This is a genomic window from Anaeromassilibacillus sp. Marseille-P3371 (genome assembly GCF_900169665.1).
GTDB lineage: Bacteria > Bacillota > Clostridia > Oscillospirales > Acutalibacteraceae > Anaeromassilibacillus.
Window position 1 is genome coordinate 922,128 of sequence record NZ_LT835157.1, and the last position, 13,503, is coordinate 935,630.

The following is a 13,503-nucleotide window of genomic DNA, read 5'->3' on the forward strand; positions in this document are numbered from 1 at the left end:
CGTCGAAAGTGCATACTACACTTTGGAAGAAGCTCTCAATCGACTGATCTTTAAAGCCGACTTGAGTTCTTTACAGGCTGTGGTCGACTATGCTAAGTCGCTCTGTCTTGAGGATTATCGCTCAGAGGGGCAAAAAGAATTCCAAGAAGCGCTTACAAAGGCAGAAACCATTCTGGAGAAAGGCGCAGGGGCTGTCACGCAGGAGAAGGCCGACGCAGCAGCTGCTGCGCTTACCAAGGCGATAGAGAATCTACGCAGAATTCCAGATAAGGACGCTTTGGAAGATCTCATTGCACAGGTAGAGAACATGGATTTGAGCAATTATACGGCTGCATCGGTGCGAGCGTTAAATGGCGCATTGCAAAGCGCACGGGAGGTAGTGAAGGACCCGCAAGCGACTCGCGACCAAATTGTCAAAGCGTATGACGAGGTAGAGGATAGAGTCGAGCAATTGGAAACGAAAAAGCAGAATGGTTCCCATTCCGGAGGTTCCAGCAGCAGTTCTTCAGCGGGGAATTCCTATGGAGTAGGAACGGCTCCCGCAACAACGGTTCCAGTGCTACCGACAGAGAATTGCCAGACACAGGTGTTTGTTGTTTCCGACACAACACTTCCGTTTACTTTAAAACGAGGCAGTGCCTATTGCTTTAAGATGACTGTAAACGGCAGTATGACGGCTGTTCCAAGCTTTACCGTTGGCAATGGTGATGTACTCAAAACGCAATTTGTGGCAAAGGTTGGGAACGACTATTACTTCAGGGTTTGGGCAATCGGTACCCCAGGAACCAGTACAGGCGTATATACCACTTTGCCGGGCCAGAATGCACAGCTGCATTGTACAGTGACCGTTGGTTGAGTACTGGATAACTTGCGAATGGTATAAACCCATTCGGTTAGGTAGCAGTCGACGGAAACGCGCTTTCATAGAAAACGCCGTAGGCGCAGAAGACGCTATGCGTCCACCGGGCGAGGGTACGGGAGGTCTATACGACCTTGCCGGTGCGGAATGCGCAGCTGCATTGTATAGTGACCGTTGGTTGAGTACTGGATAACTTGCGAATGGTATAAACCCATTCGGTTAGGTAGCAGTCGACGGAAACGCGCTTTCATAGAAAACGCCGTAGGCGCGGAAGACGCTGTGCGTCCGCCGGGTCAGAGCACGGAAGTCTATACCGCATTACCTAGTCAGAATGCACAGCTGCATTGTACGGTGGCCGTTGGTTGAGCACTGGATAACTTACAAATGGTATAAACCCATTCAGTTAGGTAGCAGATGACGGAAGCGCGCTTTCATAGAAAACGCCGTAGGAGCGAAAGACACTGTGCGTCCGCCGGGTCAGATCATGGGAGGTCTATACAACCTTGCCAGTGCAGAATGCGTAGATGCATTGTACGGTGGCTGTCGGCTGAGTACTGGATAACTTGCGAATAGCATAAGTCATTCAGTTAGGTAGCAGATGACGGAAGCGCGCATTCGTAGAAAACGCCGTAGGAGCGAAAGACACTGTGCGTCCACTGGGTCAGAGTACGGGCGTCTATACGACCTTGCCGGGCCAGAATGCACAGATACATTGTACGGTGACCGCCGACCGAGTGGAAATGGCAACCTTTGCTCTATGCAGAAGAGGCGCAGTTATTCCAGTGAAAATAAGGGATCGGTTGTCCAGATAAGTGCATATTATGTGTAGCTTTCGATAGATCCGATCTTTCCAAAGAAGTAGTCACCGTAAAGTGAATGAAACCAGGAAAAGCAAATAATAAACCAAGCCCCCTGATGTAGAGACACAGAACTACATCAGGGGGCTTTCCTTTTAAATATGCAGTATCGAAGTATACCATTGATCGAATATTGAGACGATCACCTCAGTTTAATTTTATAAGAACCCAATTACATCGACTGGAATAAACTGAACGCGCAGAGCTATGGGATAGACTTCTTCCTGAAAGATCAATCAAATAGGCTGAGTTGCTTCACCTCAGAAGGGCGTTTCCTGCCACCAGCAGATACAGTGTGGAGTTGTTCCTTGGGAATGCTTTCCAGAAAGCAGGAAGGTTCTTTGGAAGTCAGAAGAATTAATTCGTCCTGCGCACGAGTCATCCCGACATAGAAAAGCCGGCGTTCTTCTTCGAAGTCCACAGGATGTTTTGGGGATTCCAATGGTATTTTCCCTCGACGGACACCGCTTAGAAATACTACAGGATATTCAAGGCCCTTAGAGCCGTGTAAGGTCATTAATGTTACCGCGCCAGCTTCATATAATTTGCCTGTGGCACTGCGCATCAAATCGCTCTCCTGGCCAAGGAGCAGGTTTTGCAAGAAGGATGCCATATCCTTATGAAATACGGCAGTATTCAAGAATCGCTGGAAGGGTTCGGAGGAAGTGAGGTCGTGTTGTTTGGCCCATGTATCCAACATCTTCCGCGGCTTGTCTTTTCCCACACGCGGCAAGAACTCCTGTGCTTGTAAAAAGAAAGGTTGTAAAACAGCAACATCCGCATATTCAGAGGCCGCCATTTGCAATGTTTCTTGAAGGGAGGCTTGCCCATGGGAACGGGTCCAAAGTTGTGTGAGATGGTCGATCAAGTCTGCCGGACAGTTCCAAACAAGCTTTAGACAGGCGCGAAGAGCGGGAACATTATGGGAGTCCATTAAAAAGTGAAAGAATCCTACAGCACCGCGTACGGCGTCATCCGCTAAAAAGTCGTCGCGGCCAGAAATTATACAGGGAATTCCTTCACGGCGTAGACATTTTTCAATGATGTCAGCCTGACGGTGAGTACGATACAACACGGCAATATCGGAAAAGCTGCGCGGAGGAGCGTCTTCGGAACGGGAGAAGCCAGCATCGCTGTCCAACATGTCGATTCCACCCACCATGCGGTTGATCTCTTTAGCAATATAGATTCCCTCGGACAAATCACTTTCTGTGGTGACACAACTCACACGCGGCCCTTTCGGACGTTGCGCTTCTAAACAGCGCGTTTTCCCCGGATTTTCGGCAATGACGGAAAGAGCACAGTTTAAGATTTCCGGCGTAGAACGATAGTTTTTCAAGAGAACAACCTCACGCAGATTGGGAAAATCAGCCCGCAAGCGTTCGAAACAGTGGGCATCGGAACCACGGAACCCATAAATGGATTGGTCGGGATCACCAATCACGAAAAGATTCTTTCCATTTCGATTCCAAGCCTGAATCAGCCGAAACTGTAGCGCGTTGATGTCCTGGAATTCATCGACCAGCAGATAATGGAAACGCTTCTGCCATTTTGCATGTTTGTCCACTTCTGTTTCCGCCATTTCTAAAGCTTGAATCAACAAGTCGTCGAAGTCCAGAACCTGCGTTGTACACAGATATTCCTGGTAAGCGTCGAACGCCTCTGAAGAAAGCGTACTGTCCTCCGCTGCAATTCCATTCTTTTTGCGAGAAACTTCCTGCAAAAAAGCAGTGGGGGATAATTTGCAATCATGTGTTTTCATGATCTCCTCGGCGATTTCCCGTGCATCATATGCATCCAGAAGAGCGATGGTTGGATTCTGTTCGGTCAAAAGTTGGAGACTGATTGCATGAAAGGTGCCGATGGTCATAGCGCGGACAGCTCGTTTTCCACCGAGCTGTTTTTCCAAGCGTTCGCGCATCTCCCCAGCAGCCTTGTTGGTAAAGGTCACAGCCGTGATTTCGGCAGGTTTTACGCCGCGTTCCTGGATCAGATAAGCAATTCGTGAGACCAATGTCTTAGTTTTGCCCGTACCAGGACCAGCGACAACCGATATGGCTCGTTCCGGTGCGGTCACAGCGGCCAGCTGTTCCTCATTGAGGCTGTCGAGAGGTCCGGAAACTTTTTCCTGTACGGTTTCTACAGGAACGGATTTACATGTCGCTGGCGAATGTTCTTGCTGTTTTACCGACGCTTTTTTGGCTTCGGAAGCAGGGCGGATAAAGAAGCAGATTTGCCCGTTCAGCGCATCGATTTCGTCCGGACGCAAGAGCTGAATTCTACCATAAGCGCCATCGTATCCGGGGGAACGTTGGACCTTTCCGGCCCGCAGCCGGCGTATTCCTTCGGCAACACAGGGGCCGGCAATGCGTTCAATATCTTCCGGAGCAATTTCGCGCAGAATGGAAAACTCCGGCCCAAGCTGTCGCAACATGGATTCGTATTGTGTAGTTACTTTACTTCCGGTAGCTGACAACCCGGTCGACCCAGCAATGACTTCCGGCAGAGGCGCTAGACTTTCAAATGGGTTTGCGTTTGGCGCGCGGGCGCCGTCGTCTCGATCTGCAAGCTGTTCCACACGATGTTGCACGCCAATGGTTAACTTACGCCCGCAGACGGGACAGATCCCACCATATCGCTCGGCCTCGGCTGGACTCAGACAGAGATTGCAGTTTCGGTGGCCGTCAAAATGGTACTTTCCCTCCTCTGGGAAAAATTCAATGGTTCCGGCAAGCCCTTCCCCTGTTTGCAGGGCATGGGAAAGGGCCGGATAGGACAGCGGCCCCTCCAACAGATTGGCCTCCCGCCCCAATTTGGAAGGAGAGTGTGCATCCGAATTGGAGACCAGATGATAGCCGTCCAATGCGGATAAGCGCCAGTTCATCGGCGGGTCCGAAGAGAGGCCTGTCTCCAAAGCGTGAATATGAGGGGTTAAGTCCTCAAAGCATTCTTCAATAGTGTTGAATCCAGAAAAGGCGCCAAACAGGGAAAAATGAGGCGTCCAAATGTGTGCGGGAATGAACACAGCATCGGGACAAGCTTCCAATGTGATTTCAAGAAGATCGCGGCAATCCAGCCCCAAAATGGGTCGTCCGTCCGAGTGAATATTACCAATTGCCTCCAGCTTTTGCGAAAGAAGCTCTGCTGCTTCCAGGCTAGGCAATAGGATAACATTGTGAACCTTACGGACTTTACCCCCTTTTTTGTAGATGGAACTGATTTCACCCGTTACGACAAAACGTGGACGCAACAATCCGTCGGTACAGGCATCGTGCAGCCGGAAATCTTCCCGCAGAATGTAAAGACCTTCCTCTGCGGGAATCAATTTTTCGTTTAATTCCTCCCGCCAGGCTGGATGGGTAAAATCTCCCGTACCGATCAGATGAATTCCCTTGCGGCGGGCCCAGAGCTCCAAATACTCGGGGATACATTCCCGACTGGTCGCTCGGGAGTACTTGGAATGGATATGTAAATCGGCAATATACATGCTTCTCACCTATTTTCGTCAAAATTCGCATCCTTATTATAGAGCGTCTTTTGGTGACTTGCAATCAATGTGCCACCGAACGCACTAGACGAAACCTTGCCTTTTTCGACAGAACGCGATACAATAAGTTTGTTATGCCTGAGAAGGGCGCGCCCTTCTTGCTGGAACAAGTACCCGCTGCGCGGGAAATCCAAAATGAGGAGAATGGATCTATGAAAAGTTTGGGCTTCTATCCGGCAAATGTCCTTCTGCCCGATGGAGTGGACCTCAAAAAGTGGAGCGTTGTTGCATGCGATCAATATACATCACAACCTGCTTACTGGCAGGAAGTGGAAGAGATTGTAGGGGAAGCTCCCTCCACGCTGCGGATGATCGTACCGGAACTCTACCTGGAGGAACCGGGTGTCCAGCAGCGGATTGAGGCGGTGAACGCAGCGATGGACCGGTATCTTACAGAAGGACTCTTCCGCACGGTGGACAACTTTATCTATGTGCGCAGGACCCTTCGAGACGGAAAAGTACGCCGAGGTCTGATGGGCGTAGTAGACTTGGAAAGATACGACTTTACTAAGGGATCACAGTCTCTGATTCGGGCGACAGAGGGAACGGTTTTGGAACGAATTCCACCGCGTGTGAAAGTACGCGAGCATGCGGCACTGGAATGCCCGCATATTATGTTGCTGATTGACGACCCCATGAAAACCGTGATTGAGCCGGTCGAGGACCGTGTGGCTGAACTGGAATCGGTATATCAATTTGACCTGATGCAGGATAGCGGCTCGCTTGAAGGAATCCTCTGCGATGATTCCGAAGCACGGCGTATATTAGCTGCTTTGGATGAGCTGGGTGATCCAGAGGCATTTAATGCGCGGAACCAACTCACAGGAAAAGCTCCTCTGCTTTTTGCAGTAGGCGACGGCAATCACTCCTTGGCAACAGCAAAGACCTGTTATGAAAATTTGAAAAAGACCCTTTCTCCGGAGGAAGCACGGATACATCCGGCGCGTTACGCACTGGTTGAAGTTGTGAATCTGCACGACGATTCTTTGGAGTTTGAACCGATTCACCGCGTCGTTTTTGGTGTAGATGAAGAAAAACTGCTGCATTCGCTAAAGGCACAGTGCGGGGCATCGGATGGCCAGCGTGTGGTCGTTTGCAAGGGAAAACAAAAAACAGAGCTGTATTTTTCCCAGACGTCGTCCAATCTTCCGGTCGGTACCCTCCAGCAGTTTTTGGATGCTTATATAGAAGAGAACGGTGGTAGAGTCGATTACATTCACGGAGCGGAAGTTGTGGAAGAACTCTCCGCGCAGACGGGAAATGTTGGATTCTTACTGGAAGCCATGCCGAAAAGCGAGCTTTTTAAAACCGTTGTTCTGGACGGCGCTTTGCCACGGAAAACATTCTCCATGGGGCATGCGTGGGACAAGCGCTTTTATATGGAGTGCAGACAGATTCAGGAATAAATTTCTTAAAAGGGGAAGAGCTTTTGCATCTCAGTAGAAGACGCAAGGCCTTCCCCTTTTTGGATTAGGAACCGGAGGGCTTGTCCCGATTCGTGCGCTCCAAGTCACCAAAGTATTTCGCAATGGCATATAGCTGATCCAACTTGCAATAGAGTTCATTCTGATTTTGAATGATTGCGTTAAGATTCTGGTTGATGAGCTTTAATTCCTGACACATTTTCCGATTACGATGTCGACGTTTCATTACAAATCCCCCCATTCTACGTCTCAAGTATACCATATTTTACTTCATAGGCAATATCTCGTAAAGAGACACAGCCCGGAATTATGAGAATAAAATAGGGGGGAAAGGAGGAAATCGGTTTGAACACCCAACAAATGCTCTATCAATTGGAGACCGTACGCCGCTCTATTTTGACCATACAAAAGCTTCAAAGCCGCGCATGTCAGACCCAGGCTTTGCTTCAAACAGTGGGGTATGCAGCAAATTTGTATTCATGGATTGACGCGATAAACCACTTTCGATATCCGGTGCGAAGCTGTCCGCGAAGACGCAGGTTTTAAACAATTCAATTTTCTCTTACATTTTTATCCAATAATGTGCTAAAATAAAGATACAGTATGCAAACTTGCGATGCCGAGGATCGGTAAGATCGTTGCATACAACGATGTTCGAGCAAATGGTGAATGCATGTTATGAAAAGGAGGCCAGAACGTGTGTAAGGGTCTGGAATCCCGATGAGAATGGATGCAAAATCGCCCATTTGTTGACGTTGCAGAAGATACGTTGGTGAGATGTACGTTTGGAGGGCGAAAAATGTTTCAGAAAAATGATTTAATTGTTTATGGGAACACAGGAATTTGCCGTGTAGAAGAGATTGGCACGCCGGAGAGCCTGCCAGGGGTTGATAAAGGGAAACTCTATTACAAATTAGTACCTGTACGAAGTGCCAGCACCATCTATACTCCGGTGGATACGCATGTGTTCATGCGTCCAGCGATGACAAAAGAAGAGGCCGACCAATTGATTGATCGGATTCCACAGATTTCAGAGGATTCCTTTGAATGCCGTGACCCACGCGTCTTGGCTGAGCATTATCGTACCTCGCTGCAAACACATGAGTGCGAAGACTTGGTTCGTTTAATTAAAACGGTTTATCAAAAGAGTCAAAAGTTGGTTCAGAATGGAAAGAAACCTGGAAAGACCGATCAGCAATATCGCAAACGTGCAGAAGAATTGCTCAACGAAGAATTGTCCGTGGCGTTGGGCATCCCCTATGATGAGGTACCTGCCTATATTGAGCAGCGAATTTCCGGTTTGGAAGTGGCGCAGGGGGCATAAATCTGCGAAAAATCCAGATGATAAAAAACCGGGCTGTCTGCTTTTCATCAAAACAGATGGCCCGATTTTTTCAGCTCGTTTTAGAAATATCAATTGTACATACAATCATGTATCCATTTACTCATGCAGACCACAAGCACATTCTTCGCATTCGGTGAGTTTCCCTACGATTGAAGTGGGATCCATGCCTTGCCGTTTGTAGTAGTCCGCAATTGCTGCCTTGATTGCCTGCTCGGCCAGGACAGAGCAATGAACTTTGACGGACGGCAAGCCGTCCAGGGCTTCCATCACAGCCTTGTTTGTAAGTTTGAGCGCATCATTGATGGTTTTACCTTTGATGAGTTCTGTCGCCATCGAACTAGTAGCAATTGCGGCGCCACATCCGAACGTTTTAAATGTCACATCTGTGATGACATCGTCTTTTACTTTAATATACATACGCATAATGTCGCCACAACGGGGATTTCCCACCTCTCCGACGCCACTAGGTTCTTTTATTTCTCCCACATTGCGGGGATTTGTAAAATGATCCATGACTTTTTCACTGTATGCCATAAAGAACAACCTCTTTCTTTGTTATCATTCATACGACGTTTGACCAGCAAGAATTTTCTCCCATAAGGGACTCATAGAGCGCAGCCGCTCCACAATGCCGGGTAAGACTTCGAGAATATAGTCGACATCCTCCTCGGTGTTTTGGTCACTCAAGGAGAGGCGTAGTGAACCATGCGCGATTTCGTGCGGCAAGCCGATCGCAAGCAGTACATGGCTAGGGTCCAGAGAACCAGAGGTGCAAGCAGAGCCGGAGGAACCGCATATACCATTCAGATCAAGTAAAAGCAGAAGAGATTCCCCTTCAATTCCTTCAAAACACAGATTCACATTGCCAGGCAAACGTTTCGCACGGTCACCGTTGAGGTGGGAACGTTCGATTTGTAGAGCGCCGTCAATCAGGCGATCCCGCATAGAACGCAGGCGTTTATTACGCTCATCCATTGTGGCACAGGCCTCTTTTAAAGCTACGCTAAGGCCCACAATACCAGCCACATTTTCGGTGCCGGCCCTGCGGCCGCGTTCCTGTGCGCCTCCATCGATCAGATTTGGAAGGGAGATGCCCTTTCGAATCGCTAATACCCCTACGCCTTTGGGACCATGTAATTTGTGCGCAGAAAGGGATAGTAAGTCGATGTTTTGCTCCTTCATTTGAATCGGTACGTTTCCGGCTGCTTGGACCGCATCGGTGTGAAACAGTACACCATGTTTTTTGCAGATTGCTCCAAGCTCTGGGATCGGCTGAATGGTACCGATCTCATTGTTTGCATACATAATAGTGACTAAAGCGGTATCTTCCCGAATTGCCGCTTCAAGTTCCTCTGGGCGGACAAGACCGTCGGAATGAACATCTAGGTAGGTGACAGAGAACCCCTCTTGTTCCAGAGCCGCACATGTATGCAATACAGCGTGATGTTCAAATTTTGAGGTGATGATGTGTTTCTTGCCCTTTTTGGCCAGTTGATGGGCAACGCCTTTAATCGCCCAGTTGTCAGATTCACTGCCGCCAGACGTAAAAAATATTTCATGAGGTTCTACCCCAAGGCAGCTTGCCACATCTGCACGAGCCAATTCCAGATATTTTTTTGCGTCCCGCCCGATGGCGTATAGGCTGGATGGATTTCCGTATAAATCGGTATAAAATGGTTTCATTGCCTCAAATACTGTGGGAGAAACCGGAGTAGTTGCAGCATTGTCTGCATAAACAAAGCGTGCCATAATTTTCACCTTTACTTTCTTCCTTTAGAAGGGGGATTTCCACACCCCTATGCTAAGCTTTCCCTATGAAGGAAATTTTAATCCTTACTAATTTACTATGAATTGAATATACACCATTTCAGTCTACATTGCAAGGGCTTTTAGCAAAAAGTTTCTGTAGGCTGATTTTTTGAAAGGGCAAAATGTGCAGCCGTGGAAACCATTCGGAAGTTTTCCACGGCTGCACATTTTATTGATATATAGAATATACATATTTGTTATCAATCTTTGTCTTTTGAAAACGGAAACAAAAACAATGGCATGTTTTGCATATGAGGAGTATAAACAATGATTTTATCGAGAAAAGGGCGTATCCAATCTATCTGAAACCGGCTTCATAGCAGGGATTCTTTTCAGCGGAATATGAACTCATCGGATAGGCTGCCTGTGAAATTAAATGGTTTTTCCCGTAGCTTTGGCACGATCGGCTCCGGCGACCGCCAAACGGTCGCATCGTTCGTTTTCAGGATGCCCGTTGTGCCCGCGTACCCATACAATATCCACTTGATGAACATCCAGCAATTGAAGAAGAAGGTCCCAAAGGTCGGAGTTGAGTGCAGGACTTTTATCTGCCTTTCGCCAACCGTTTTGTTTCCACTTTTTCGCCCAACCTTTTTCTATGGCATTGCATACATATTGTGAATCGCTGCAAAGGGTTACCGAACAAGGTTCCTTCAAACATTGCAGGGCACGAATTACCGCAGTAAGCTCCATTCGGTTGTTGGTAGTAGCGGGATCACCACCGCTGATTTCTTTTTCGATACCGTTAAAGCGTAGAATAGCTCCCCAGCCCCCTGGACCAGGATTGCCTTGACAGGCGCCATCGGTGAATATTTCTACATGTTTCATGTTTTTCGTCCTTTGTCCCCGCAGATGCGGTTGGTTTTATACTCTCAGCCGCCGGAAGGAGGCGAGCTTTTGCAAAATCGACTTCCAGTCACGGCGTGAGGTTATCTAAAACATCCAAGCTTGAAGAATGGAAAGGCACTAATAAAAAATTTGCGAAACCACAAAGCCGGATGTTTCAATGCTCTCTCAGCCGTCGGAAGGAGGCGAGCTCTGGCGAAGCCGGCTTCCGGTTACGGCGTGAGGTTATCTAAAACATCCAAGCTTGAAGAGTGGAAAGGTACTACTAGAAAATTTGCGAAACCACAAAGCCGGATGTTTCAATGTTCTCTCAGCCGTCGGAAGAGGGCGAGCTCTGGCGAAGCCGGCTTCCGGTTACGGCGTGAGGTTATTATAACACATTTTTCCCTACTCGTGATATTTTTGTATTTGTATCCCCTGTGGCGTTTTAAAAAAATTGTAATAGGGCAATAATAGAAACAACGACGGATGTTCAGAACGTGTTCATACCTTGACAGCCATACGGAATCAAGGTACAATAATGACAATCAAAACCGGTCAGGTTTGGCTTACTGTTATTATGGACATCCAGCCTGCGGTCGGCATACAAATGATGCAGAGCGATTTAGAGGCGCCGGGCAACGGGCCTCTTTGCTGTATAAATTGGAATATTCTTTAATACGCGCAGTTTCGGGGCGTGTGGGAAGGCACAGCGCGGGACAACACAGCGCGGATTAAAAATATATATCATTAATTTTTATTATTGGAGGGCCAACGCCGTCAGGCACCGTTTGCAGGCGGGCGTTTTACTTGGCATCTCCAGAAGACAATGGAGGTTGTATTTTGACAGAACGAAATCTGAATTATGAGGGAACATCTAATCCGTCTGAGAAAAATGCGATGGGCACAATGCCGGGCATCCACCCTGCCCTGTACGGGAAAGTGACGCTGCCGGTAAGGTCGGAACAGCCCATGCAGGCGGAAGTGTTATCCGAGAAATCTGAGCCGCAGAAACGCCGTACCGTACGTCGTGCGGCAAAAAAGGCAGACTCGGAAAAGGCACTGATGCAAGGACACAAAGAAACAAAACCTGCTCCTTCGCGAGGCAAAAAACGCGGACAAAACGGCGGAGGCAAGAAACCATCGATTCGAATTTACTTTCTGGGCGGTCTGAATGAGATCGGAAAAAACTTCACCCTGTATGAATGTGAAGGGGACATGATGATCGTCGACTGCGGGATGTCTTTCCCCGATGACGATATGCTCGGAGTAGATCTGGTGTTGCCAGACTTTACATTTGTAGAACGCAACGCAGATAAGATTCGTGGAATTGTGCTTACTCATGGGCATGAGGATCACATCGGCGCGCTGCCGTATTTGCTCAAGCGGGTCAATTTGCCGATTTATGGCACCATGTTGACCCTTGGGTTGGTGGATGGAAAGCTCAAAGAGCACGGACTCTCTGGAAAGGTAAAAATGAATGTCGTCAAGCCGGGACAAACGGTCAAGCTGGGGTGCCTGGATGTGGAGTTTATCCATGTGAATCACTCCATCCCAGATTCGGTGGGATTTGCCATTCATTCGCCGGCGGGTACCGTCGTCTATACAGGCGACTTTAAGATCGATTGCACTCCGGCTTGGGGAGAAATGATCGACTTAGGCCGTTTTGCGGAATTGGGTAATCAAGGCGTTTTGGCCCTGCTGGCTGACTCTACCAATGCAGAACGCCCCGGTTATACCAAAACCGAGCAGATGGTGGACAATACCTTTGAAAGTTTGTTCAAAAAAGCGGAAAAAAAGCGTATTATCATTGCAACGTTCGCTTCCAATATCAGTCGTGTACAGCAAATCATCAATTGTGCTGTACGTTATGGCCGAAAGGTTGCGCTATCGGGCCGCAGTATGTTGAATGTCATGGGCATTGCGGTGGAAATGGGCTATTTACAAGTACCGGACGGTGTGTTGATTGACATTGACCTGCTCAACCGTTATCCGCGTGAAAAAGTTGTCCTAATCACGACGGGCAGCCAGGGGGAACCAATGAGCGCTTTGACGCGCATGGCTTTTGCCGATCATCGAAAAGTGGAAGTAGGGCCGGAGGATTTTATCATCATTTCGGCGCGCCCCATCCCTGGCAATGAAAAGACCGTAGGGGCAGTGGTCGATGAACTCCTGAAGCGCGGTTGTGAAGTGATCTATGAGTCTATGTATGAGGTTCATGTATCCGGCCACGCCTGTCAGGAAGAGCTCAAGATCATTCAGGGTATCACTAAGCCCAAATTTTTCATTCCATTCCATGGCGAACAAAAGCATCTGCGCAAGAATGCGGATATCGCTATTTCCATGGGGATGGACCCCTCCCATGTCTACATTGGAGACATCGGAGACGTTCTGGAATTAAATCAGGATTATATGAAGAAGCTTACCTCGGTTCCTGCGGGCCGCATTTTGGTGGATGGTTTGGGCGTAGGAGATGTAGGCAGTATTGTTTTGCGGGACCGCAAGCATTTGGCAGAGGACGGTTTGATCGTCGTAGTCTGTACAATCGACGACAATGGCCAGGTTGTGGCGGGACCGGATGTGGTTTCGCGCGGTTTCGTCTATGTGCGTGAAGCAGAACCCTTGATCGATGAGGCGAAGAAGCGCGTCTTGGCAGCTCTTGAGAGTTGTTCCGAACATCATATCCACGATTGGGGGACGCTCAAAACGCGCATTAAGGACGAACTATCGCGCTTCCTTTATGAGCGTACCCGTCGCAGCCCAATGATTCTCCCGATTATTATGGAGGTCTAAGAGGCTGAAATGTGCAAACAGCACTGGAGTGTTGAAGGAGAACG

9 protein-coding genes are annotated in these 13,503 nt (G+C 48.5%); 4 read left to right on the plus strand and 5 right to left on the minus strand.

All coding sequences use genetic code 11. The features are described from left to right. The coding region (locus B9Y59_RS02900; RefSeq protein ID WP_198945588.1) for a coiled-coil domain-containing protein at positions 1 to 856 on the plus strand (856 nt) is incomplete at its 5' end. A gap of 1,092 nt (positions 857 to 1,948) precedes the next feature. Here B9Y59_RS02900 and B9Y59_RS02905 read toward each other — a convergent pair. Beyond that, entirely contained in the window at positions 1,949 to 5,203 is a 3,255-nt protein-coding gene (locus tag B9Y59_RS02905) for a UvrD-helicase domain-containing protein (RefSeq protein ID WP_085531683.1), read from the minus strand. Between the two features lie 212 nt (positions 5,204 to 5,415). Between B9Y59_RS02905 and B9Y59_RS02910 the strand changes: the two genes are divergently transcribed. Continuing rightward, on the plus strand, positions 5,416 to 6,669 hold the full coding sequence (locus B9Y59_RS02910; protein WP_085531685.1) for a DUF1015 domain-containing protein: 1,254 nt from the start codon (positions 5,416 to 5,418) through the stop codon (positions 6,667 to 6,669). Positions 6,670 to 6,733: 64 nt separating this feature from the next. On the opposite strand, the gene B9Y59_RS02915 is transcribed toward B9Y59_RS02910, so the two are convergent. After that, entirely contained in the window at positions 6,734 to 6,913 is a 180-nt protein-coding gene (locus B9Y59_RS02915) for a hypothetical protein (RefSeq protein ID WP_085531687.1), read from the minus strand. Positions 6,914 to 7,486: 573 nt separating this feature from the next. Here B9Y59_RS02915 and B9Y59_RS02920 point away from each other — a divergent pair. Then, on the plus strand, positions 7,487 to 8,011 hold the full coding sequence (locus tag B9Y59_RS02920; protein WP_085531689.1) for a CarD family transcriptional regulator: 525 nt from the start codon (positions 7,487 to 7,489) through the stop codon (positions 8,009 to 8,011). Between the two features lie 117 nt (positions 8,012 to 8,128). On the opposite strand, the gene nifU is transcribed toward B9Y59_RS02920, so the two are convergent. The 3 genes from nifU to rnhA all read right to left on the minus strand — a co-directional run bounded on the left by nifU (position 8,129) and on the right by rnhA (position 10,669). Next, positions 8,129 to 8,566: a Fe-S cluster assembly scaffold protein NifU gene (nifU, locus tag B9Y59_RS02925; RefSeq protein ID WP_085531691.1), complete on the minus strand. Its 438-nt coding sequence runs from the start codon at positions 8,564 to 8,566 to the stop codon at positions 8,129 to 8,131. Between the two features lie 24 nt (positions 8,567 to 8,590). Beyond that, entirely contained in the window at positions 8,591 to 9,781 is a 1,191-nt protein-coding gene (nifS, locus tag B9Y59_RS02930; RefSeq protein WP_198945630.1) for a cysteine desulfurase NifS, read from the minus strand. 432 nt (positions 9,782 to 10,213) lie between these two features. Further along, positions 10,214 to 10,669 carry a ribonuclease HI gene (gene rnhA, locus B9Y59_RS02935; protein ID WP_054323922.1) on the minus strand — a complete coding sequence of 152 codons (456 nt, stop codon included), beginning with the start codon at positions 10,667 to 10,669 and terminating at the stop codon, positions 10,214 to 10,216. 969 nt (positions 10,670 to 11,638) lie between these two features. Between rnhA and B9Y59_RS02940 the strand changes: the two genes are divergently transcribed. Continuing rightward, complete coding sequence (locus B9Y59_RS02940; protein WP_143255354.1) at positions 11,639 to 13,459, plus strand: ribonuclease J; 1,821 nt, start codon at positions 11,639 to 11,641, stop codon at positions 13,457 to 13,459. The last annotated feature ends 44 nt before the right edge of the window (positions 13,460 to 13,503 follow it).

What these genes read in the sequence shown, in the direction of transcription:
- B9Y59_RS02905 (WP_085531683.1), bottom strand. Translation starts at nt 5,203, where the DNA reads ATGTATATTGCCGATTTACATATCCATTCCAAGTACTCCCGAGCGACC.
- B9Y59_RS02910 (WP_085531685.1), top strand. Translation starts at nt 5,416, where the DNA reads ATGAAAAGTTTGGGCTTCTATCCGGCAAATGTCCTTCTGCCCGATGGA.
- B9Y59_RS02915 (WP_085531687.1), bottom strand. Translation starts at nt 6,913, where the DNA reads ATGAAACGTCGACATCGTAATCGGAAAATGTGTCAGGAATTAAAGCTC.
- B9Y59_RS02920 (WP_085531689.1), top strand. Translation starts at nt 7,487, where the DNA reads ATGTTTCAGAAAAATGATTTAATTGTTTATGGGAACACAGGAATTTGC.
- nifU (WP_085531691.1), bottom strand. Translation starts at nt 8,566, where the DNA reads ATGGCATACAGTGAAAAAGTCATGGATCATTTTACAAATCCCCGCAAT.
- nifS (WP_198945630.1), bottom strand. Translation starts at nt 9,781, where the DNA reads ATGGCACGCTTTGTTTATGCAGACAATGCTGCAACTACTCCGGTTTCT.
- rnhA (WP_054323922.1), bottom strand. Translation starts at nt 10,669, where the DNA reads ATGAAACATGTAGAAATATTCACCGATGGCGCCTGTCAAGGCAATCCT.
- B9Y59_RS02940 (WP_143255354.1), top strand. Translation starts at nt 11,639, where the DNA reads ATGCAGGCGGAAGTGTTATCCGAGAAATCTGAGCCGCAGAAACGCCGT.